The organism is Kutzneria sp. CA-103260 (assembly GCF_018263855.1).
In the GTDB taxonomy this organism is placed as follows: domain Bacteria; phylum Actinomycetota; class Actinomycetes; order Mycobacteriales; family Pseudonocardiaceae; genus Kutzneria.
On sequence record NZ_CP073318.1, the window covers coordinates 6871985 to 6894778 of the forward strand.

Consider the following 22794-nt stretch of genomic DNA (forward strand, 5'->3'; position numbering starts at 1 on the left):
ACGCCCGCCCGGGTCATTCTTGTGTGGACCGTCGTGGGAAGGGAGTTAGTCATCACAGGGAAGCTCAGCTGTGTGCCGTCCCGGCACCCGATCACGGCCGCCCCCTCCAGAAGATCGACGACCGCGGCGCAACCAGGGTGCTGCCGCCAGATCTCACTCCTGACAGCACTTCGATTGGCACCTGCCCCCATAGCGCCGTCACGGATAGTGATGTCCACAAGGCCACGCCACCGACCCGGGTAGCCCGGATCGGTGGCCACATAGTCGGCCACGAGGTAACTGTCCATCCCGAACCTACCTGAGTTCGCTGCTGCGCTAGCGAAGTCCTGATGTCCGGCCGGTCCGCTTACCGCCACGACGATGCAGTCGTCCGTGGGGCACGCCAGTACTCGGGTAAGGACATGGTGCACCTGCATCACCGATCTCCCTTCATCCCTTGTCACGTCGTGGACAGAAGTCAGATCAGCCGCGGTAGCGGCACCGGCTCGACGACCGCCGGGGTGTCGGGTTGGGGCAACTCCATCAACCGATACAGCGTCGCCTGGATCAGCGGCGCGGAGCGGCCCGCGACCGAAGTCAGCCGCTCGACGATCGTGTTTGCCATGCCGGGCGGGTGGGCGCTTACGGCCATGTCACACTGTTCGGCCAAGGGCCGATCAGCCCGCAATCGCGACGCTACCGAGTGCAGGTAAGCGCCGGTCGACGCGGGATGGACGTCCGTGTCGGGAAACGATGCCAGCGTGACCGATGCTCCCATCGCCGCTCCGTACAGGGTCGCCGAGCCGTGGTCACCGATCACCCAGTCCGCAGCGATCAAGGCTGCCCGCCACCCTTCCTCGGGTGGCACCAGACGTAGTCCGGCACGGCGGCCGGCGGCCAGCCACGCTCGCACCTGCCAGGGGCCGTGCCAGTACCAGATCAACGGGTGCAGCACGCAGACGACTTGGAACTGGTCGACGGGCAGTTCGGCCGCCAACCGGGGCAACAGGTCAGAGCAGCGCCCCAGCAAACCTTGCGGCCCCCAGGTTGAGCTGACCACAACCAGTCGGCGGCCGTCATCTACGCCCAACGCCTTCCGGTAGTCGTCGCGGTAGGGCTGGCTGACCAGCATCCGGTCCAGACATGGATCACCGATCACCACCGCGCTCGGCAGCGCCTCCGGGCATCCCTCGGCGAGCAACTCCATCTGCTTGTCGTGAGACAGCGCCACTACAGCGGGCAATACCGCGCCGTCCCAAACGAGCCACTGCGGCCCCAACCCGAACACCACTCGTTTCGAGCGCAGCATGCCCGGCCGCTGCACCGAATACTTGTTCCGATCAGCGCCGTGTGCGAATACGACCAGTGGGGCGTGCAGGTCCTGGAGGTGCCCATGGTCTGCGGCGATCGCGAGATCGAACCGGGTCAGCATGGCCTGTTCCCACGGCACGATCAACCCGCCGATCCCCGCGAGGAATTCGTCCACCCCGTTGCCGAACACATCTGGCGCCCGCGTGAACACCACCTGAACTCGACGGTCGGCCCCCAACAGCGGCACGATGTCGAGCAACCGAGTACCGGCTGTAACGGTGTGCACGACAACCAGCACCGTCCGGCGAGCCGTGGTCGGGTAGAGGTAGTCCGTGTCCGGGCCGATCGGTCCGCGAGCCCACTGCTGCGCTGCCATCGCTTCTCCCCTGGTCAGAACTTGTGCGGAGAGCATCGCTGAGGGCGGTGGGGCAGCAGCCGGGACATTAACGGGGACATCGAGCGGGCACAGGGAGCCCGAATGGGTGACAACGTTGCACGGTCAAGGTCGCCGTCCCCACGCGAGCGGGCTGTTCCGGAACTGATGCTGGTTACGCGACACAGCAGCCATGTGGGTTCGCGGTGGGCCGTGCGCGGCCATCGCAGGAATGTCAGGGGTATCTGGTTGAGTAGTCCCCGTGAGCGTGTGGTGGGTGAATCAGGGCCGTACTTACGCTGCCGAACGCGATGGCAGCTTCCTGTGGGCGCCGATCAGCGGCAAGAACGGTGTGCGGCCCGCGCACTGGACCGCGATGAGCATGGTCCGCCCCGGCGATGTCGTCCTGCACTACGCCAACGGCGCAATCAGGGCTGTCAGTCGCGCTCCCCAACCTGCAGTCCCGGCTGCGCGACCGCAGTCGCTGCCAACGGATCTGTGGGAGGCCGAGGGCTGGCTCCTTCGCGTGAGCATGCAGGAGCTGGCCGAGCCGATCGGGCGGGACGAGATCCCATCGCCGCTGCGTATGCAGTGGTCACAGCCGATGTTCACCGCGCAAGGCACTGTCAACCAGGGGTACCTGTTCCCGGTCGGGCTGGAGTGGTTCGCGCACTTCAGTCACCTGTTCGCGGACCGTCTGGCCGGCACGGCGGCGCACCAGCCGGATACGCCCGTCGAGGTTCGCGAGGGCGCCGAGATGCTGCTGCGCGGTCTACTCGGCCAGAAACTAGAGACGCTGAGTGGTGCAGAGAACTTCATCACAGCGGTTTCAGGTGACAACGTTGTTGTAGCTACGAATCAATCGCCTGGTGGGCAACCTGTCCCGATTGCGACCGTGCAGGCCGCGCTGGACACGTTGCGCCGTGAGGTGTCGGTGTGTGGTCTCAGGACTTGCTTGACGTTTTGTCGTCGGGAGACGCTTGACACGATCCCGGGTTGACGCCGGCGCCGGTGACGTGGAGACGGGTGATCGGCGTGAGGTCGCGACGAGGGCGGACGGCGATCTCTTCATCGCCGTGCAAGACCCGTAGGTGCGTGTCCTCGATGACGACGGTGACGACCTTGCCGCGGTGGCGGGGACCGAACTTGATCCGCTGACCACCGACCATGATTCTTCCGGTCGCGTGCACTTTCCGTTGTGCGCGAAGCGATCCAGCGGGCAGCGGCGGAGGCGGCAGCGGTGTGGACGGGGTTCGCGCGCCGTGAATGCCGGCCAGGCGGTCGGTGCTGACCGGGCAGGGCCAGGTGCCGATCAGGGCGTTGTCGGCGATGGCGTGCATGAGATGCCCGTCCAGGCGCAGGCTGACCTTGCGGCCCGCCCAAGCGAATCCGACCAGATGCGGGCTGCCGGCGATGGTGACCTGGCCGTCTTTGGTCACCGACCGCTCGATCTCCACCGCGCCGCCCTCGGGCAGCACCGGGATGCCGTTGCGGCGGCGTAGCGCGGGCTTGGCCGGCGGCAGGCCGGCGGGTCGGGCCCCACGCATGGCCAGATGCCGCAGGTCCTCGGGACGCAGCCGGGAGGCGACGGTGCGCATCACGTGCCCGTCGAGGCTGACATGAACGCTGCGCAGGTCGGCCCAGACCGTCACCAGCCGGCCGGCCATGCTCTCGTGCAGCCCGATCGATTGACGGCCGGAGCAGACGGTGAGCTGGCCACTGGGCGGAACCCGTGCCTGAAACTCCACCGCGGCGCCCTCGACAGCGCCGTCTGTGAGCAAGGCGGGCGGTTCGATCACGTCCACCAGCAGCGTCGACGCCGCCGGCAGCTGTCCTGGCGTGTCGGGGTGCGGGGCCACCTCCTGGAATGGGTCATCGGTGTCGGTGACGCCGCCTGGGTCCGCGCCGAGGTCGAGACGGGTGGGGCCGTTGGGGCGGAACAGGCTGGCCGGGGTGGCCATGTCCAGGGCCTGGTGCAGGCGCTGGCGGTTGTAGCTCTCGACCCACCCGTCGATCGCGGCCTGCGCGGCGGCAATGGACTCGAACGGGGCGACGTGATCGAGAAACTCCTCCCGCAACGTCTTGTGCAGCCGTTCGACCTTCCCCGTGGTGGTCGGCGAACTCGGCTTGGTCAGGCGCTGTTTGATCCCGTTGTCCCGGCAGATCCGCTCGAACATCACCTCGACCGGCTGTGGCTTGATGAACCGGCCGGTGAACTGGCCGCCGTTGTCGGTCAACACCTCCGAGGGAACCCCGTAGCGGCGCATCGCCTCGGTGAACGCCGCGCAGATCGCCCGCCCGGACGGCACCGCGACCACCGCCGCGATCACGACGAACCGGGAGTGGTCGTCGATGCCGGTCACCAGCTTGCAGGAGCGGCCGTCGGCCAGCGGGACGCCGCCGACGATGTCCATCTGCCACAGGTGCATTGGCTCGGCCCGTTGCCATCGCTTGTACTTGCGTTTGTGTTGCTGGGCTTGAGGATCGATGAGTCCATTGCGGACCAGGATGCGGTGGACCGTCGCCCGCGACGGCGTGGGATCGGCTCCGTGCCGGCCTAGTTCGTGGCTGATCCGGCGGGCGCCCCAACGTGGATGCTGCCGGCGTAACTGGCAGGTCAACGCCTCGATCTCGGCTATGACCCGGCTCGGGCTGGTGCGTGGCCGGCGGGAGCGATCGGCCAGACCGGGCATGCCCTCCTGCTGGAACCGTTGCCGCCAGGTGTGCAGCGACTGCCGGGAAGTGCCGTACCGCGCGGCGACTTCCCCGATCGGAGAGCCGCCGAGCACCTCGCACACCGCCCGATAGCGGTACTCCGCCAGTGTTTCTTGATCCACGGGGTCACAAGATCAGGAGGTTGAGTGATCGTCAAGCATGTCCCGAGTACGAAACGTCAAGGATCTCCTGAGCCCATACATTGACAGTGAGGGCACGGTAATCTGCCGGCCGCCTGAGGCCAGCTATCGCAGTGCCTTCATCGGCGCCGTGATGCGTACCCTGCCGGGCACCATCATCGGCCTGAACCCTGCACGCGTGTCGCTGGCCTCACACGCCACCAGCGCTCCAACGCCGAGCGATCAGCAGGATGCGGTTGCACCGCAAGGGGATCTAGACGTCGCGGTCACGCGGTACGCCCGCACCGAGCAAGCACCGCTACGGCGTTCCCTTGTGGCAAACCGCTCCGTCGCGCCGTGCGCGCTGTGTGGCCAGGAAATGCCGGTCGAACTGTTAGTGGCCGCGCACATCAAAAAACGCAGCCTGTGCGAGGACGAGGAGAAACGCGATCTGCTGAACATCGGCATGCTCGCCTGCAAGCTAGGCTGCGACGACTTCTACGAGCTCGGCTACATCAGCGTCGGCCCGGATGGCACCATCATCACCGTGACACCCGACGACGCCGTACACGGTCCATTGGTGGCCAAGCGCATCGCAAGCCTGGCCGGGGCGCCGTGTCTGGCGTTCACGGCGGCCAACGCCCACTACTTCGAGTGGCACCGCACCAACACATACCCCCGTACCACGCAGTAACTGGCCCGCCGTCACGGTCACTCGACGCGGTGGTGACTCCGTCAGCGCTGGAAGACCTGCCGTCGCGGTGACATCACTGGGACACGGATACGCATCGAGGTCACCCGCCCGGCAGCGTTGCGTGCACGCTCGGTGTTCGCTAGACAGCGTGGGTCTGCATACCGCGGACTGTCCTTGAGGCACGGCGGCCGGACCTGGCAGGTCCGTCTCCCGCGGCGACACGGCCACATCCAGGTATTGAGCGGGAATCCCGCCTTTGCGGGAGAGGCTGGCCCATGCAGCACTTCGCACCGTCCCCAGTGCGGTAGTCATGTTGTGACATTAAGCTCTGCCGCGGGGGGCTCGGTGCCGACAGCGAGGAGGACGCCCGATGGCGGAGGATGTCGATGCAAGGGCACAGGCGCCGGGTCGACCCGAGGCTATCGAGTTTGAGGACCAGATATGGGCGCTGATGCCCTCGGCTGGTGAGGTGATCGGCACACCAACCGGCACGGCGATGCACCACCGTCTGGACTGCATGTACGTCCGCGGGACGGACACTGCTGCGCTGCAGCGAATTCCTGATCCCGACCGCATGACATGGCGACGCTTGATCGACTCCGCGCCGAGCACGGATCTCGAAGGCCGGGCAGCGTTCGCCCGGGCGGCAGACTTGGTGAACGGCGCCGGCCAACCGCTCACCACCACCTGCAGCGAATGTGTGCTGCGCCCAGCCATCTCAGTGGACGGACGTGAGGCGCGGCGCTGGCGCACGCTGGACGAGGCGCTGGCCCTGTTCGACCGGACCACCATTGCCACCGCAGTAGCTGCGGGGCAATCAGAACTCGCACAGGTACGGGAGGCATTCCCGCTCCAGTCATGGGATTCGTTGCCACTGGAGCGCTACGCACTCGGCCACGATGACTTTCGGGGAAACTTTTGCCACCTCATAGAGTTTCTGACCCCGAACCTGGGCAGCATCTCCGGTGGCAGCTCGAGAAAGCACATCATCTACCGGCGCAGGAGCGACCAGGGCTGGTACTTCGACAAGCAGTTCTCCGACGTGGGCCAGGCGTGGGCAGCCTTGCGCCAAGGGTTCCAGGATGCCTTCACCGCAGCGGGCGAAGGCCGGTTAGCCGACATCGACGACATCGACGTGTTGCGCTCGGGCACCTTGCTGGTAGGCAAGGCCGTATTCAGCTACTTCCCTGATCGACTCCTGCCGATCTACAGCCGGGACCACGTCCGGCACTTCATCGAGCGCATATCTGGGCAGGCGGCCTCGCGGTCGCTCGGTCCGTTCGCAGCGTGCGCGCGGCTGCGCGAGCTGACCGTCGAGGATGCACGGTTCGCCGGATGGAACCCGCTGGAGATCGGGAAGTTCCTGTACTGGTGGGCAGATCCCCGGCCCACCAGGTCCATCATGAAGATCGCCCCCGGCCATAACGCCAACCAATGGCAGGACTGTCTTCGCGGCGGATACATCTGCGTTGGCTGGGACGATGTAGGTGACCTCTCCGCCTTCGCCGATGAGGACGAGTTCCGCGAGGCGTTCCGCACCGCCTACCGAGATGAGTACAACGGCAACCAGAGCAAGATCACGCAGAAGGCCACCGAAGTATGGCGACTGACGCAACTACAAGCCGATGACCTGGTGGTCGCCAACCAGGGCATCAGCAGGATCCTTGGTGTCGGCACGGTCACCAGCGCCGGCTACTCCTGGCGGCCCGAACGCCCGGATATGCGGCACACGGTGGCGGTGGACTGGGACACCAGCTACGCCCAGCAACTCCCGGAACCGGAAAAAGCATGGGGCGTCGTGACCGTCGCGAAGGTGCCCGACCGGCTCTGGCAAGTCATCCGCCGCAATCGCGCCGCCGACCACGACGCAGAACCGGCAGAACCGGCGGCCACACCAGCTCCGCTGCTCCCCACCGATCCGCAGTTCCCCCGGCTGGCGGAGGCATTGCGACGTAAAGGACAGGCCGTACTGTTCGGGCCACCAGGTACCGGGAAGACCTACACTTCTCTGCGGTTCGCATTGTGGTGGCTGGCCGAACGGGTCGACCTCAACGTCGACCCTCTGGCCGACTACGGCACCGAGGGGTTCCGGACCGCACTGGCCACGTTGACCAACCACGGCCATCTCACCCAGCTCACCTTCCACCCCGCCTACGCCTACGAGGACTTCATCGAAGGCTTCCGCCCAGTCACCGCCGAGGGGAACACGGGCGTCCAGGGCCGAGAAGACGGACTGCGGCTAGCGATGACCGATGGGGTGTTCACGCGGGTTTGCCGCGCCGCGCAACAGGATCCGGACCACCCCTACCTCGTGCTGATCGATGAGATCAACCGCGGCGACCTACCGAAGATCTTCGGCGAGCTGATCACGCTGATCGAGCGCGACAAACGCGGCATCACGGTGACCTTGCCGCAAAGCCAACGGGCCTTCCAGGTCCCGCCCAACGTCGTCCTGCTCGGCACCATGAACACCGCGGACCGCAGCATCCGGCTGCTCGATTCCGCGCTACGCCGGCGGTTCACGTTCCTGGAGATCATGCCCGACCCCACCATCCTGGACGGCAGCCTGGTCGGGCAACTCGACCTCGGATTGCTGCTGCGCGGGCTGAACCAGCGGCTACTGCGCCACCTTGGCCGCGAACGCCAGATCGGCCACTCGTTCTTCCTGTCCGACGGCGAGCCGATCGACAACGAAGCCGAGGTGGCAGCGGTGGTCTACGGAGAGGTGCTGCCCCTGCTGCAGGAGTACGCCTACGACGACTACAACCTGCTCGCTGCCCTCGTCGGCGACACGATCATAGATCTGCCCACACACCACATCCGCGAGCTCGACGCCGCGGAGCTGGTCGAGGCCCTCTACACGGAATTCCAGGTCGGCACGGTAGACGGATGACCGACCAACGCGTGATCACCCTGGCTGAGCACAAAACCGAAGTATTTGAGGCGATACCTGCCACCACGGCCGATCGAGAACTCGCCGAACAGCCGGAGATCCGCAACCGGCTGGCACTACGCTGGCTTGCTGGTGACCGGCTGGAGGTGTCCACCACCTCCCACGTCGGCGTGATCACCCTCGATAGCGTCGTTGTGCGGATCACCCCGAAACTGGTCGGCGGAGAACTCGGCGTGCTGCACATGCTCGACTACACCAGCGGAACGTCCACACTGCACACGCTGCCCGCTCCACGTTCGATGCCCACCGGCGGCCTTCACCTGCGCGATCTGCTCTGCTTGCTGCTAGCCACCGAGTGCGAAGGCATCCTGCGCTCGGGGCCACGGCGGGACTACACACGCCGCGAGGATCTGCTGCCTGCCCTGCGCGGCAGGCTACTGACCGACCGGCAACTGCTTCGCCGCCACGGCCGGCTGGACCACCTGGAATGCCGCTTCGACGAGTTCACCACCGACATCCTCGACAACCGTCTATGCGCGGTGGCGCTGGGAGTGGCCGCCCGTACCGCCAGTGACACGGCTGTACGAGCTCGTGCTCGAGTAGTCGCCGCCGACTTCGCCGCGCTGTGCGCAACGCCGCCCCTGGATGCGGGGCATGTCGCCACGGTCCTGTCCTATCACCGACACAACGAGCACTACCGGGCTGCTCACCACTGGGCCCTGCTGCTGTTGGGCGCCGGTGGCTTCGACGACCTCTACACCAGCAGCCGCCACCACGGTGAGGCATTCCTGCTTGACATGAACCGATTGTTCGAGCGGTTCGCCACCCGGCTGCTGCGCGAGGCCGCCGCCGGCACCGGGCTGGTCGTGCTGGACCAAGTTGCGCACTCCGGGATCATCCGCGATGAGACAGCGGGGCGCACGTACACCAATCTGATCCCGGACATTGTGATCAGCGACGGGCGAAGCCCGCACGCCTGGAGGCGTCCGGTGGACATCAAGTACAAGATGTACGCCGACCGCAAGCTTGACCCCACAGATCTGTACCAGACCTTCCTGTATGGCTATGCGCTCAGCCGCGACGACGCTCCTACTGCGTGCATCCTGTACCCCGGACCCGCCAGCACCCCCACGACGACACTCACGATCCGCCACCCAGACAACAGCGTTGGCGCACACGTCAACGCGATGCCGATCGACGTTCCCTTGTATCTCAACACAAACGACCCCACTCGACGACGCGACCTACTCGAGACGCTACTCGGCCAGCTCACCTCAAACATGCGCGCACCAGCATGACCGTCAGACCGCACTGCGCCTCGCTAACGCTCAACGGCCTCGGCGACTGCGCCGGTCTCCGGGACAGGGCTCCACTGATGGTGATGGGCGAGCATCTGCACGATCTCGGCGCGGCCTCGGGTCAGCATGGCCAGCAGCGACGGACGGTCAGCCGATCGAGGCAGCGGCATGTCTGCAACCAGTTCACGGGCGCCGAAGTCGCTGAGCAGCCACTGCTGGAGGTCGAGGACGTGTTGCGCGGTCTTGATCGTCGTGAGCTCGGACAGAGCACGGCTGTAGTGCGTCGGGTCGTGGCCGAGTGCGGCCTGCAGACCGGAGCGCCGGATTAGGCAGGGATAGCAGAATCCGCAGTTGCCGTCCTGGCGGTGCACCGAATAGGTGCCGCAGCTCACCGTGGCGCCGAGCGAGTTGGCCGACAGTCCACTGTCGCGGGCGATCGCGCACACCTCCCCCTTCGTCTTGTAGAGGAACGGATTGTGCAGGGACACGTCGCCGTGAACAGCGGTAGTGAGGTGGTTGAGCAGGTCTAGGACCCACGGGTGCACCGACCGAGTGGAGCACGCGGCTCGTCGAGCCGCTGTCAACGGCGGGTTGATCGCAAGCTGGCCGTTCTCCGGCATGGTGGCCACGGTGGTGCCGTGCGCCGCTGCGGCATAGATCGCGGTGGCGGCAAACAAGAACCCACGCGTACGTGTGCTGGGCTCCGAGTAGCCGGATGGGGTGGCGGGGCTGTCCCCGACGGGGCAGTACGTGATCGTTCGTTGCCCACCAGAGAGGCGCCGAATGGCTTCGTAGAGGGCTTTCTGCGGTATGTGGCCGTCGGCCAGGTCATGGCCGATCAACAGCACTGGGTGCCCGGGTGTGCTTGCTTGCTGGGCCGCGTACGCGGTGGAGTCCAGGCCGCCGGAGAACAGAGCCACCTCGCCAGCGGGCGAGTCTGTGCCCAGGCGTGGCTGGACGTCGATGGGTGGGGCGCCACCCTCGATGGTGAGATGCCACTGGTCTGAGGTCATGGCGCGCAGCACCGTCTCCAGGACGGTGATGGGCTCGCCGCGCCACCGGTCGGCATCGGTGACATGGACCCATAGGTGCAGGTCCCTGGTCCACGGGTCGAGACCGCGAGGACGCGGGGCGCGTTTGTCCACCAGGTACACCGCGCGGGCGATACGCAACAGATCATCAGCCCACGCAGGCGTGACTTCGGCGGCCAAGACGGCCTGTCCGATCCGCCGGAGCGAGGTGTGAAAGTCCGCCTCGCTCACGTGGGACCACTCACCGGTGGTGGGGTACTTCCCTACCGAGCTGAACGCGTAGCGGAACACGCGCTGGCTGCTCATGATGCACCATCCACAGGAAGGCCCAGCGCACGTTCGACTGTTTCCCGCACAAGGCTTCGTCCCAGTTCGGCGATGGGTGGGCCGCTGTCGTGCGCGCTTGATTGATCGCATGGGGTCGGCACAATCGACATGATCATGTCCGCAATCCATGTGGCAATGTGCCCAGCTGGATCGATGACGGGAAGGATAGGTGCTATCAGCGTGATCTTCGCGGTAATCACGGACTTCAGGAAGTTGGTGACGGCCTGCGCGAAGAAGATGCGGTAGACGGTGCAAAAGAGCTCGCTGCTGATGCCACCGCGGGAGGGCGTTCCCGTGTCCACCGCGTGGCGCAGCCGCGGACTGCCATCGAGCACTGCGACGGCGGCGTCCGTGGCGGCGTGCCGAACAGCGGCGTCCGCCATGCCCCCGACCGAACCAGCGACCTCGTCACTGAAGCGGGCAACGAACTCATCCCGCCGCTCATCAACGCTGGCGTCGTCAGCTACCGCAAGCCATGCCGGCAACTCGCGGTCGATGTTCTGCAGGGTATCCATTAGCCGGTTTCCGGCCTGCTCGACGGCATCCCGCAGACCGAACTGGTCCGGATCGCGCTGCAGCGCCGTGGCCAGTGCAGCCCGGAAGCCTTCACCAAGGCGCTCGACCTCGTCTGGCGACAGGGCCGGTGGGGGTGCGGCCGGCGGTCCAGCGGAGTTGGACGGTTCACTCTCGCTTCGAGGCACCGGCACCGCTGCCTCAACACCGCGGTCCACAAGAGCGTTCAGTGTTCGCGTCAGACTCGCGCTGGGAGAGGTCCAGGCGCCACGTGATGGGCCTGGCCAACGCACCGATGTCCCCACATGACCTCCCCCGAGCGTGCAGGAAATGCCGCGCTGTCAGCTAAGAACACGGCCGGTCACTGAGCAATCAGCCTGCAAGAATCCGCTCAATCGGACCAGGCTCCACTCAACGAAAACCCCCGTTTGCCGACGTTCGGTCGCGGAGTGTCGCCGGCGCCGCCCACACGGATGACAGCCATAGATCACCACAGCTACCGCCCTGGTGCATGTGCACGACCTGTACGTCAACCAGAACAGGCATCATCACGCACGACATGCTGAGTAGTCAGACACCTTAAGCCACCACAGCATCACCGAATACCGACTGCCCTCCACCGGCGAGCTCGTGCCGCTGCTGCAGATCGCGCCATCCAAGACCGACACCGAGCGCCTCCTACTCGTCAGCCCCGAGCTCACGGACGTCCTCAGCGCCATGGTTAGCCGCCTGCGCGGCCCCAACGGCGCGATACCGCTCGTGGCGTCCTACGACATCCGGGAGAGGGTCTGGAACCCACCGATGCCGCTGCTGTTCCAACGCTCCATCGGCAGCGAGAACCCGCCGTTCACACCCACGGCGATCCGCAAACTGCTCATCAACGCGCTCGCGGCGACCGGCCTCACCGACACCAGCGGCGATCCGCTCATGTTCTCACTCCACGATTTCCGGAGAATCTTTGCCACGAACGCCATCATGAGTGGTTTACTGCCCCACATCGCCCAAGTCATCTGCGGACACAAATCTCTCGACACGGCAATGGGTTACAAGGCGGTCTATCCCGCCGAGGCGATCGAGGTCCATCGGGCGTTCATTGCCCGCCGACGGACGACCCGGCCCAGCGGAGAATATCGGACCCCGACCGATCAAGAGTGAGACTCCTTCCTTGCACACTTGAAAAAGAGGAAGGTGTCAGTCGGAACCTGCACATGAGCATTCAGATCGCCTTGCGTACATGAGCACGCCTGTGCCAGGTGTTCACTACTGCGGCCTGACCCAGTGCAACGACCGCAGTTGGAGGAGATCCGAGATAATCTGGAGTCTCGTATTATCGAGGCCAAGCGCGAAGGATGACCCGGGGAAGCCAGCCTGGCTGGCACGAGGATAAGATCGCCCAAATTGACTCGACACTTCAACGGCAATCTACCATCACGGAGCTCGGCATGCCCTCCTTCGTCCAAATCGCCGCGCGGTCCTGTGCCACGACGTCAGCCCGGCTGAGGAGTTAGGTCCGAGAAGGTGTAGTGAGTCGGCGCGCAAGGTCGGCGAACTCTTCCAACGCTCGCGTGTTGGCGTGCAATGCCTGGGCCATCTCAGCGGAGTCCGACTGGCGCGCGGCAGGCTCTCGATCAAACCATAGCCTGCGGAGGTCCAGGTCGCTGTCGCTGACCGCCACGGCGCTCACGATCAGTTCGTTTGGCCCGATGAGCTGTATCAGCAACACCGCCTTCTTGATGTCGTTGCGCACACTCCAGTACCGCTGCTCCACCTCGGCGATCATGGTGTCGCTCGCGGCCAGCGGCGGAGTGGCGATGCGGATGGTCCCCAAGAGCCATACGATCGCCCCACTAGCTGCCGTCGCCGCCTCAACCAACTGGGCGCAGCGCAGCGCTCTGTCTTCCCGTAGTCGGGTTCGGGCCGCCACGCGAGCCTTCACGGGCTCAAGGAACACACCGAGTGTTACGCCAGCCAAGGCGAACAATCCAGCGACAAGAGGCGTCAGCACGCGGAGGAGTCTCCCGTAGTCAGACCAACTGGGCCAGGTCGGCACGCTCGTTCGCTGGACCACACTCCGGCGCCAAACCACGACAGTTGATCTTGGCATGCCCAACTTTGACACGTTGGCCGGCCGGAAAGCAACAGTGATGAGCGGTAGTTCGCCTTGCTCGCGATCTCGAAGGGCGATACAGTCGCCGTCCACAGATTTTCCAGTTAGCCTTCACTTGTCAGGACTACCGCAAGCTCCATTCCTGGAAGTATGCCAACTGCCTCGAGTGGCCGGTCGTCGTTTTTCAAGGAGTGCCTCTCGGCCCACCGAGACCCCATCTGGTCGAAGACTTTCTTTGTCTGACACTCCATCAACACCCATTGTTCGGAATAGGCATAGGTCGGCACTACTTGCTTGAGATGAACGAGCCAGAGGGAATCGAGCAAGTTATCGACGGTCATCTTCCTGTCGATGAGCCATTCAACCTGGTTGACGCCAATGCCAACGCGAGAAAGATCTATTTTGATAGTGCGGTTCTCCAGGTCGGTCTGCGCGCTTGCCACAGCCTCGTTCACGACTTCCTCGACTGCGTCTGGGGACACTCGGGAGGCAAGGATGCCGGGCAGGACCGACTCTAGTGTGTCGCGCACCACCGAGCCGACCTCTTCCAGGTTACCAGGCACACTCCGGTGTATGCCGTGAACAAACTCAGGGACTGGGACATGCTCGGGGAAGTCGCCGGGCGCGTAGAGCACCTCTGGCTTCTTCCAGAGGGTGGCGAAGAAAGCTGCCGACACCAGCAAGGGGAACATGGTGGCTGACACCGCGAACAGCCCTTGAATCCAACCGGTGACCTGCGTCGCGGCAACTCCCAGTGTGGTCTCAGCGATCCCGAGGAACAGAGAGATGATCCACAGCGGGTTGAGCACACGCGGCCTCGTGCTAGCGGTGCGCTCCTTGACGGCTCCCATGGGCCAAGCATGACACCAAGGGCACGACCCGTGGGCACGATTCGCTCAGGCTCGACTCATTGCGGGAGATAACCTCATGGTGACATGGGTAGCCTTGCTGTCGCGAGACCGCAAGATGTCACATGCCTTGAGGCGGCCAGCCCCAGCAGGCGATGTCGCGACCGACCGCATGCCTCGATACAACTGAGACCCAGTAATGATCTTCACAAGCCTTCGGCTGGATCCGTCGGCGCGGCCGCGGCTGGTCGAGATCATCGCCAACCTGCGCGACCGCATCCAGGAGGCGAAGCTGAATGGCTAGATGGGCGAGGTCGCCGGCCTGGAGACCAGCCTGAACGAGGCGGCCCGGAAACTGATCAGTCTCGACCGGACCAAGGATGGGGGCTACGGCCCGGTCGACCTCGGTATCCCGGTCATCACCGAACGGCAGAGGTAATGGAGGAAGGGCGGGCATCGGAGAGATCCGGCGCCCGCCCCCCAGCAAAGGTGTCAGCGAGTTGATCACGGTCAGGGACAAGCCGACCACCATGGCGAAGGCGCCTGCCGCAGCGATGACGACATGCTTCCGGGAGGAACCATCGCTCTTCGACACCTTGCACCCCTCGTTCCTCACGCAGACGTCCGCCGTACTATCCCGTATTTGAGGGAGTGGGGTGCGACTAGCGCGAAGAAGGTACTCACAGCTGATCGGCTCGCTATCGTCAGACCATCAACGTGGCGACCAGGGGCACGACGATGGCAAATGCAGAGTATGACGGCGATGACGTCGAAGGACGGCCGTCAGCCGGCGAGATCCACAACACGCTGACGGCCGGCATCGTGACCGGCTCAGTGCAGGCCGGAGTAATCAGCGGCGGCGTCCATTACCATTACCCGTTGCCGCGCAAGGCCCCAACGCCACGCCAACTGCCGCCGGCCTCGTCCGGCTTCGTTGGCCGCGTGGACGAACTCGCGGCACTCACCGCGACGTTGAATCATGCCGCCGGCGCTGCGGGCACGGTACTGATCTTCGTACTGGCCGGCGCCGGTGGGATCGGCAAGACCTGGCTCGCCCTACATTGGGCTCATCAACACCTGGACCGATTCCCCGACGGGCAACTGTTCGTCGATCTGCAGGCTTTCTCTCCGGCAGGCGAGCCGATGTCGGTCGCCGACACTGTGCGAGGGTTCCTCATTTCCTTGGGTGTCACCCCTTCCCACATACCTGTCGAACTGGAGGATCAGATCAGGCTGTACCGCAGCTTTGTGGCAAGCAAGCGGATGCTGATCGTGCTAGACAACGCCGCCGGTGCGGATCAGATTACCCCGCTTCTACCTGGAGGAAGTACGTGCACGGTTATCGTGACCAGTCGCCGCACATTGCCTACCTTGATCACCCGACACGGCGCCAGCCAGCTGCGCTTGGCTACGCTCACCCCCCAAGACGCCCGCGAGCTGCTGACCGCCAGGCTCGGGCTCCACCGAATCACAGCAGAAACGGAGGCCGTTGACGAACTGATCGACTTTTGTCGCGGGTTCGCGCTTGCACTCGGCCTGATTGCCGGCCGCGCTTACACTCAACCCGACGTCCCCCTGGCCGACTTCGTCTCAGACCTGCGCCACCTCGGGCTCCGAGCGCTGGACAATGACGACCCCGCCGCGAACGTGTACACCGTGTTGTCCTGGTCCCTGCGGGCCCTGACCGCGCAGCAACGCAAGGTGTTCGGTTTGCTGGGGATCGCACCCGGCTCTGACATCGGTCTGCCAGCCGCCGCGAGGCTGTCTGACCAGTCCGACGTGCAGGCCCACGCTGTGCTCATGGCTTTGACGGAGGCGTCGCTGCTTGACCGCAAGCCCGGCAATCGGTACGTGATGCACGACCTGATCCGTGGTTATGCCGCCACCACAGCGGACCAAGAGTTGCCCGGGGAACTGCGGAAGGTCGCGCTGCGGCGCTTGCTCGACTTTTACGCACACACGGCGCACTCTGCTGCTCGGATCCTAAATCCCTACCGTGAATCGGTCCCACTCAGAGCGCCTGCTCCCGGCGCCAACCCTCAGCTGGTTCAGAATATTCAGACAGCCATAGACTGGTTCGACACGGAGCATACCACACTGCTCGCCGCCCAGCGCGGTTCTGTCACTCACGGCTGGCATGACGTCGTTTGGCAAATAGCCTGGTCTCTGAACGAATTCCATGGCCGACGAGGACTCAGCCGCGATCGCCTTCGCGTGTGGCTAACCGCACTGGATTCCGCTGCTCACCTATCCAACGTCCACATGCTCATAATCGCTCACCGGGACCTCGGTGTCGCCTACTCTGCCCGTGAGCGTCATAACGAAGCTCGCCGACACCTACATGAAGCCCTGGCGCTGACCCAAAAATACGGCGACTTCCATCAACAGGCGCAGGTTCACCGAGCCCTTGCGGTCGCTTCCGCCACTCAAAGCGACTTTCATCAAGCCCTGGAGCACGCCGACCAAGCCCACGCTCTCTACGGCAACCTCAACCTGCCAGTATGGGAGGCTAACGCACTAAACTACATGGGTTGGTGTTCGTCGCAGCTGGGTGACTACAAAACCGCTCGGTCTCACTGTCAGGCGGCCCTTGCGCAGTTACAGCATCATCATGACCGTTATGGCGAAGCGATCGCACTGGAAACCCTCGACGATATCGCCCGAAACACAGATTGTCACCGTGATGCCATCAACTACGACCAACGGGCCGCGACTCTGTTCCGCACGCTCGGCGATGCCCGCAGGTGTGCCAGCGTCCTTGATGATCTCGGATTTTCTTACTTCAAAGTTGGCGAACACAGTCAAGCGCGAACGGCGTGGCAGGAGGCAGAGAAGCTGTACCGGCGACAAGGCCGCGACGCGAGCGCGATACGGGTGCGGCAAAATATCGACGGTTTCACTCAACCTGAAGACGTGTAGCCCGGGCAACCGCTTCTCGGTAGCGACTGTGGACTAGCCAAGGAAACACTAGGTACAGCAGTTCCGAAGCCGCAAGGAAAAGGATGGAAGCACCAAGCCATCAGCATCGCCGAATTTCTCACCCCTGAAAGTGACTGCCCAGTCGGGGACCGCCGGGCGGAGATCAGGCGCCTCCACATCCATCTGCTGTGTCGCGGCTGTCAACGGCTTCGGACGCCCACGCATCCGAGATAGCCTCGGGTCGAGTGGACCGTGAGCCAGAAGGGGACGGTAGCGCCTGGTCGTGTCAAAGAGCTGCTTAGTTCGGAAAAGGTACCGGGTGGCCATCGCCCGAGTCGCGCTGTGGCCCCAGCACCAGCTGAACCGGGTCCAGATGCCGCCGGTGGGATCGTAGGTGGTGGGCCCGCGAGAAGCAGCCGCTCGTACAGGTCGCCGGTGGGCCACCAGTCCAGCTCGGCGTCGACAAGGACAGCGATGTCGATGCCGGTGAGTAACCTCTCCCACACCACACTGTCCATCGTCGCTGATCAACGGGATGTCACCACTCGACACGATCGGATTCACACATCGCTGCGGTACACCCATATGGAGTAGTCGGGAACTGTAGGGACGCGTGATCACCACGAACGACACGACGCTGACCAGTTTAGACGGCGGCACCAACCGCATGCTGGTCTCGTCCTGCCACAGCTGACCGGCGTAACGCCGCGAGGTGCCGGGTGCGATGGTCACGCACACGGCCGCCGCGCCGGCCGTCTCCACGACCTGCCCCGGCATCGCGTGTAGTCGTGGCACAGTGGATTGGTTGCCAGGGAGGTGTCTATGACCAACCTCGATCACACAGAGCTTCGCGACGCCGTGCGTACCTTCACCGCGCTGGCCAAGCGCCGGCGCAGCTCCGGCCTCAACATCGAGCAGTTGATCATCCACCAGCGCCTTCGCACCCAACTGTGTGCCGCGACCGGGCAGACCGACCCAGAGCGGGCGTGCGCACAGCTTCGCCAGCAGCTCGACATCCCGCAGACCGGGCCGGGGCACTCCGACGACAGCGACGCGGCGGCGAAGCCGGCGTCGGAGCCGACTGAGCCGCGGTTGTGCTCGGTGTGCGAAAAGCCCCTCGGCAAGCGCGTCGCCATCCACAAGGGATGCAGGTCGCAGGCCTGCGAGGGCTGCGGAAATCACTTTCCCCGCAGCAGGTTGAGCAACCAGAAGTGCCTGTCGTGTCGGAAGCGCATCGCACGCGAGGTTCGGCACCAGCGCCGGTCGCAGGCCCTGCAGTTGGCCGGGCTGCAGCTCGCACCTGCCCCGCTACCGCCACCGGGCGGCCCCGTGCGGCACGATCCCGAGCGCAGCCGTAACCCCTACGTCCAACGCTACGAGTGCCCGGTGTGCGGCGCCCGGACCCGGCTGCACCGGGTACGGGGAACGCTGTACTCACACCAGATCCCCGGCAAGGTCGAGGTGTGTCTGCTGTCGAACGAGCAGATCACCGAACCGATGAGCGAGTCGGAAGCCGCGCTGCCGCCCTGCTCGTGTCAATCCTGCGTGACCGCAGCGGGACAACCCGCCAGGACGGCATCGAAGCCAGTGAAGGCGCCCACGCTACGAGTGCGGCCCCTGACGCACTCGGCCTCGGAAAGTGTGCGGACGGTCTCGGGCGGGCTTCCCAGCCACGGCCGCCGGTACTGATCTGGACCCTCTGTCATCGTGTGGGCGCGATCGTCCCAGACGCCGCGCCCCCAGCTGGTCTCGTCAATGCCTCCGCGGTAGAGGCCGATACTGGCGAGATGTTGCCTCCCGAGTCCCTCGACGCGGCGCTGTTCTACAGCCGCGCCCAGGTCTATGCCCGATGCGCGTTCGCGCTGCAGCGTGATCCGAACGTCGCCGGCGCGGAGTCATTGTTCGACGCCGCACTCAGCAACAGCCTAGCCGTCATCGTCGGATCGAGCTGGAGCGGCGAGGAATTCAGACCGAAGCCGGGTAAGGACGGCAAGCTGAAGGTGTTGTTCAGCCGGGAGCTTCTGGACATCCTTGCCAGCAAGGCCCGCGCTCAGGCGGTGACGCCGGCTGGGACCGCGCTGACGGCGCCGCAGGTGCGGGTGGACGGCATCGCCGCCGAGTGGGATGTCACCGGTGCGACCGCCACCGCGGTGGAACTCACGGTCACACATTTTCTGGACATCCCGCCGGAGCAGCTCCAGCCGCATCGTCCGGAGGGGCCGCTAGGCTCTGCGTTCCGGCCGTTCACACCGTCCCACCACATCGTGCGTGTCGACTCGGCAGTGCTCCTGGACGCGATCGACATCGCGAACGGGATCCGACACGGCAACGACGCCGACGGCGAGCTTGAGCAGCGCCATCTCGACGCGCTGTTCGCACTCGACGCGCATCCTGGCCTCAACAGACTGCTGACGGCGCAGATCGACGCCACCGAGCGTGACGACATCGACGCCGATCAGCTGCGTGTGGACCTCGCGAACGACTATCTCCGGCTGCTCACCCAGGACGAGATCGACCGCCGGGTCAAGGCGGCGGACTGGCTCGCCCCTGACCCGTTCGAGGACGACGGGCTTCAAGACTGCCCGTTGTGCGGCAACTGCACCTTGATCCCTGACGGCGGCAGCGACTCCTTCGGGTACAACATCCGGGCGGGAATCTGTTTCGTGTGCAGCTATCGGCGCAGCCGTGAGCAGGCGGAGCAGGAGGCGATGAGCCTGCGTCTGGATCAGCTGCCTGACTGATCGCACACCGACTGGTCTCACGGCAATGTCGTAAACGATATCGCTACGACACAGCTCGTGAGGTTACGACATCAGCTGTGAGACTCTACAGCCAAGTGTAGGATCTCGCCGCTGATGACATGTCGATCTTCGCTCGCCTGGACTTTCTCAGTTGTCTCACGGCCGTGTCACCCATGATCGGTCTCAAACCCATGGCATTTCTTCGTCCGGCACCGATTGGTCACCGGCCTGTCCGGCATGACCTGGGCGGGGTGTGACGCTGACTGACGAGGCTGGCGGATCCGCGGACTAGTCTGTTCGGGGAGTGGTCGACCGGTTCGCGTGACCGTCTGGCCGGGATTCAGCTATAGGTGGCTGGTCAACGGGATCGTTCGAGTCGACCGGATCGGGGTGTGGGGTGAGCGAGGTTGCGGACACGCCGCTCGCGGCGTTGGTCGGGGGCGTGGCCGCCGATGTGAAGGACACGGCGAACACGGCCGTCACGAACGCCCATACCGCGTTCACGACGATGCTCGCCACCCACTTGCGTCGCCACCGCACCGACGAGACCACCGTCTACGCGGACCCCCACGAGATCCCCCACGCGACGCGGCAGCAACAGGACGCTGTTCGTGACGGCTGGCTCGCTCGGCATGCAGCACACAGTGCCTGAGCTACCAGGGCCACGGCTGGCCCTGGTCGTGGCCACCAGCACCTACACCGACCCTGAGATGACCCAATTGCGTGCCCCTGCGCAGGATGCGGCCGCGGTCGTTGATGTGCTGGCCGCCCCGGAGATCGGCGGATTCACCGTCACCTCGATGCTGGACCGGCCCGAGCACGAGATCCGTCGGGCCATCGGCGCATTCCTGGCTGACCGGGGCCGTGACGATCTGGTGGTGCTCTACTTGTCCTGCCATGGCGTGCTGGACGCGCGCGGCCGCCTGTATTTCGCCGCCACCGACACCGTCAAGGGGCAGTTGGCCGCGACCGGGATCGAGTCGGCATGGCTGCTGGACCGGCTGGAGGAGTGCCGGGCTCGCCGACAGGTGCTGATCTTGGACTGTTGCTTCAGCGGCGCCTTCGCGCGCGCCAAAGCGGGCAGTGGCTCCGATGTCGAGTTGGACCGCCGTCTGATCGGGGCAGGGCGGGGGCGGGCGGTGCTGACTGCGTCGCGGGCCGGTGAGTACTCATACGAGGGCACTGTGCTGCCCGGCGTGGTCACCGGCCGTTCGGTGTTCACCGCTGCTCTCCTTGACGGGCTCCGCACCGGGGCCGCTGACCGTGACGGCGACGGCTACATCACGGTGGATGACGCCTACGTCTACGCCGCCGACCAGGTCGTAGCCGCTGGCGGGGAGCAGAGCCCGCAGCGGTGGCTATACGGGGCCGAAGGCGAGATCATCCTGGCCCGCAATCCCCACGGGGCGACGGTCACCCCGGCGAAGCTGCCTGAGGCGGTGCGAGTGGCCTTGGACAGCCCCTACCCGGACATCCGTCGGGGTGCTGTCGCCACCCTGGGCACCTGGTTGGCCTCCGATGATGCCAGCGCGGTCGCGGCCGCCCGCCAGGTCCTGCAGCGCGTCGCTTCCCAGGACGTCCCGTCGGTCGCCGCTGATGCCAGCCACTTGCTCCAGGCCACCAACCGAACAATCCCGACCGCCGGCAACCCAACCGAGCATCCGACCGAGACCGCGCCGCCCCACCAACCCGCCACCGATCACCGAGCGGATGAAGCGCCTGACTACCGCTGCGTGAGGGTCCTCAGGGGACACGACGGGATCTTCGCCGGGGTGACGGCGGTGGCGTTCAGTCCGGATGGACGCCTCCTGGCCAGCGGCGGCAATGACAGGACCGTCCGACTGTGGGATCCGGCAACCGGTGAACCGGTCGGCGACCCACTCACCGGCCACACCCGCGCGGTGCTTGCGGTGGCGTTCAGTCCAGATGGACGCCTCCTGGCCAGCGGCGGCAATGACAGGACCGTCCGACTGTGGGATCCGGCAACCGGTCGACCGATCGGCCACCCCCTCGTCGGCCACACTGCCGGGGTGACGGCGGTGGCGTTCAGTCCGGACGGACACCAGCTGGCCAGCTGCGGGAATGACACGACCGTCCGATTTTGGGATCCGGCAACAGGTCAACCAACCGGCGTGCACCTCGCCGCCAACACCGGCCTGACGGCGGTGGCGTTCAGTCCCGATGGACGCCTCCTGGCCGGCAGTGGCAATGACAGGACCGTCCGGAGGTGGAATCCGGCAACCAGAGAACCGATCGGCCCGCCCCTCGTCGGCCACACTGCCGAGGTGACGGCAGTGGCGTTCAGCCCGGACGGACACCTCCTCGCCAGCGGCAGCAGGGACAGAACCGTCCGACTGTGGGATCCGGCAACCGGTCGACCGATCGGCCACCCCCTCGTCGGCCACACTGCCGGGGTGATGGCGGTAGCGTTCAGCCCGGACGGACACCTCCTCGCCAGCGGCAGCCGCCGGGACAAAACCTTCCGGTGGTCCGGCAGCGACAACGCGGTCCTGTTGTGGGATCCGGCAACCGGTGAACCGGTCGGCTCGCCCATCACCGGCCATGCCGGCGGGGTGCTTACGGTGGCGTTCAGTCCCGACGGACGCCTCCTCGCCAGCGGCAGCGCAGACAACAACGTCTGCCTGTGGAGCCGCTAATCCCCGTGATGGAGAAACTCGTGAGCCCGCGTCGTTACCCGGCACGCCATCGGCCGGGCATCGCCGCGAATCGCGCGCTCATCGCTATGAGCACGCGTTCAACGAGCTTGCTCTGACGTCGACTTGAGCGAAACTTAAATCTCACCGCGATGTCGCATGCGACATCGTTACGACATCGTCCGTGAGATTGCGACATGTGTCGCGAGACCCTACATGCCTGTAGGTTCTCACCGCGCATGGCATGTCGATCTTGTGTGATCTGCGGTTTC

16 protein-coding genes and 1 pseudogene are annotated in these 22794 nt (G+C 65.3%); 10 read left to right on the top strand and 7 right to left on the bottom strand.

Annotation, left to right across the window (positions count from 1 at the left end):
- Window positions 1-457: 457 nt before the first annotated feature.
- Window positions 458-1666, bottom strand: a complete 1209-nt coding sequence (locus JJ691_RS30170) for a hypothetical protein (protein ID WP_211762983.1) — start codon at window positions 1664-1666, stop codon at window positions 458-460.
- A gap of 259 nt (window positions 1667-1925) precedes the next feature.
- On the opposite strand from JJ691_RS30170, the gene JJ691_RS30175 reads away from it, so the two are divergent.
- On the top strand, window positions 1926-2663 hold the full coding sequence (locus JJ691_RS30175) for a hypothetical protein (protein WP_211762984.1): 738 nt from the start codon (window positions 1926-1928) through the stop codon (window positions 2661-2663).
- A gap of 931 nt (window positions 2664-3594) precedes the next feature.
- Here the strand turns inward: JJ691_RS30175 and JJ691_RS53450 are convergent.
- Window positions 3595-4500 (bottom strand): annotated as a pseudogene (locus JJ691_RS53450) (IS481 family transposase); the annotation flags it as partial.
- A 37-nt stretch (window positions 4501-4537) separates the two neighbouring features.
- Between JJ691_RS53450 and JJ691_RS30185 the strand changes: the two are divergent.
- From JJ691_RS30185 to JJ691_RS30195, 3 genes are all read left to right on the top strand, one after another.
- Window positions 4538-5191 carry a hypothetical protein gene (locus JJ691_RS30185; RefSeq protein ID WP_211762986.1) on the top strand — a complete coding sequence of 218 codons (654 nt, stop codon included), beginning with the start codon at window positions 4538-4540 and terminating at the stop codon, window positions 5189-5191.
- Window positions 5192-5561: 370 nt separating this feature from the next.
- Entirely contained in the window at window positions 5562-8084 is a 2523-nt protein-coding gene (locus JJ691_RS30190; RefSeq protein ID WP_211762987.1) for an AAA family ATPase, read from the top strand.
- On the top strand, window positions 8081-9382 hold the full coding sequence (locus JJ691_RS30195) for an McrC family protein (protein ID WP_211762988.1): 1302 nt from the start codon (window positions 8081-8083) through the stop codon (window positions 9380-9382). The genes JJ691_RS30190 and JJ691_RS30195 overlap by 4 nt, the downstream gene beginning before the upstream one ends.
- A 23-nt stretch (window positions 9383-9405) precedes the next feature.
- Here JJ691_RS30195 and JJ691_RS30200 read toward each other — a convergent pair whose 3' ends face one another.
- Together JJ691_RS30200 and JJ691_RS30205 are read right to left on the bottom strand one after the other, a co-directional pair.
- The gene (locus tag JJ691_RS30200) at window positions 9406-10719 is read right to left on the bottom strand and encodes a 7-cyano-7-deazaguanine synthase (RefSeq protein WP_211762989.1); all 1314 of its coding nucleotides are present in this window, start codon (window positions 10717-10719) and stop codon (window positions 9406-9408) included.
- Window positions 10716-11441, bottom strand: a complete 726-nt coding sequence (locus JJ691_RS30205; protein ID WP_211762990.1) for a hypothetical protein — start codon at window positions 11439-11441, stop codon at window positions 10716-10718. Before JJ691_RS30205 ends, JJ691_RS30200 begins: the two co-directional genes overlap by 4 nt.
- A gap of 442 nt (window positions 11442-11883) precedes the next feature.
- Between JJ691_RS30205 and JJ691_RS30210 the strand changes: the two genes are divergently transcribed.
- Entirely contained in the window at window positions 11884-12408 is a 525-nt protein-coding gene (locus JJ691_RS30210) for a tyrosine-type recombinase/integrase (RefSeq protein WP_211762991.1), read from the top strand.
- Window positions 12409-12757: 349 nt separating this feature from the next.
- On the opposite strand, the gene JJ691_RS30215 is transcribed toward JJ691_RS30210, so the two are convergent.
- From JJ691_RS30215 to JJ691_RS30225, 3 genes are all read right to left on the bottom strand, one after another.
- Window positions 12758-13258, bottom strand: a complete 501-nt coding sequence (locus JJ691_RS30215; protein ID WP_211762992.1) for a hypothetical protein — start codon at window positions 13256-13258, stop codon at window positions 12758-12760.
- A gap of 206 nt (window positions 13259-13464) precedes the next feature.
- Window positions 13465-14211 (bottom strand): hypothetical protein, encoded by a 747-nt coding sequence (locus tag JJ691_RS30220; protein WP_211762993.1) that lies wholly within the window; start codon window positions 14209-14211, stop codon window positions 13465-13467.
- Window positions 14212-14329: 118 nt separating this feature from the next.
- A complete protein-coding gene (locus tag JJ691_RS30225) occupies window positions 14330-14803 on the bottom strand; it encodes a hypothetical protein (RefSeq protein WP_211762994.1) in 474 nt (157 codons plus the stop codon).
- A gap of 122 nt (window positions 14804-14925) precedes the next feature.
- Here JJ691_RS30225 and JJ691_RS30230 point away from each other — a divergent pair, with 122 nt between their 5' ends.
- The 5 genes from JJ691_RS30230 (at window position 14926) to JJ691_RS30250 (ending at window position 22525) form a co-directional block, all read left to right on the top strand.
- On the top strand, window positions 14926-17127 hold the full coding sequence (locus JJ691_RS30230; RefSeq protein ID WP_211762995.1) for an ATP-binding protein: 2202 nt from the start codon (window positions 14926-14928) through the stop codon (window positions 17125-17127).
- 822 nt (window positions 17128-17949) lie between these two features.
- Window positions 17950-18816, top strand: coding sequence for a hypothetical protein (locus JJ691_RS30235; protein ID WP_211762996.1), 867 nt, complete (start codon window positions 17950-17952; stop codon window positions 18814-18816).
- A 98-nt stretch (window positions 18817-18914) separates the two neighbouring features.
- Entirely contained in the window at window positions 18915-19868 is a 954-nt protein-coding gene (locus JJ691_RS30240) for a hypothetical protein (RefSeq protein ID WP_211762997.1), read from the top strand.
- A 397-nt stretch (window positions 19869-20265) separates the two neighbouring features.
- On the top strand, window positions 20266-20520 hold the full coding sequence (locus tag JJ691_RS30245) for a hypothetical protein (RefSeq protein WP_211762998.1): 255 nt from the start codon (window positions 20266-20268) through the stop codon (window positions 20518-20520).
- Complete coding sequence (locus JJ691_RS30250; RefSeq protein ID WP_256449443.1) at window positions 20501-22525, top strand: caspase, EACC1-associated type; 2025 nt, start codon at window positions 20501-20503, stop codon at window positions 22523-22525. Before JJ691_RS30245 ends, JJ691_RS30250 begins: the two co-directional genes overlap by 20 nt.
- Window positions 22526-22794: the final 269 nt, after the last annotated feature.

Excerpts from the sequence above, each read along its gene's own strand:
- JJ691_RS30185 (WP_211762986.1), top strand. The coding sequence starts at position 4,538 with ATGTCCCGAGTACGAAACGTCAAGGATCTCCTGAGCCCATACATTGAC.
- JJ691_RS30220 (WP_211762993.1), bottom strand. The coding sequence starts at position 14,211 with ATGGGAGCCGTCAAGGAGCGCACCGCTAGCACGAGGCCGCGTGTGCTC.
- JJ691_RS30190 (WP_211762987.1), top strand. The coding sequence starts at position 5,562 with ATGGCGGAGGATGTCGATGCAAGGGCACAGGCGCCGGGTCGACCCGAG.
- JJ691_RS30200 (WP_211762989.1), bottom strand. The coding sequence starts at position 10,719 with ATGAGCAGCCAGCGCGTGTTCCGCTACGCGTTCAGCTCGGTAGGGAAG.
- JJ691_RS30170 (WP_211762983.1), bottom strand. The coding sequence starts at position 1,666 with ATGGCAGCGCAGCAGTGGGCTCGCGGACCGATCGGCCCGGACACGGAC.
- JJ691_RS30240 (WP_211762997.1), top strand. The coding sequence starts at position 18,915 with ATGTTGCCTCCCGAGTCCCTCGACGCGGCGCTGTTCTACAGCCGCGCC.
- JJ691_RS30195 (WP_211762988.1), top strand. The coding sequence starts at position 8,081 with ATGACCGACCAACGCGTGATCACCCTGGCTGAGCACAAAACCGAAGTA.
- JJ691_RS30235 (WP_211762996.1), top strand. The coding sequence starts at position 17,950 with ATGACCAACCTCGATCACACAGAGCTTCGCGACGCCGTGCGTACCTTC.
- JJ691_RS30250 (WP_256449443.1), top strand. The coding sequence starts at position 20,501 with ATGCAGCACACAGTGCCTGAGCTACCAGGGCCACGGCTGGCCCTGGTC.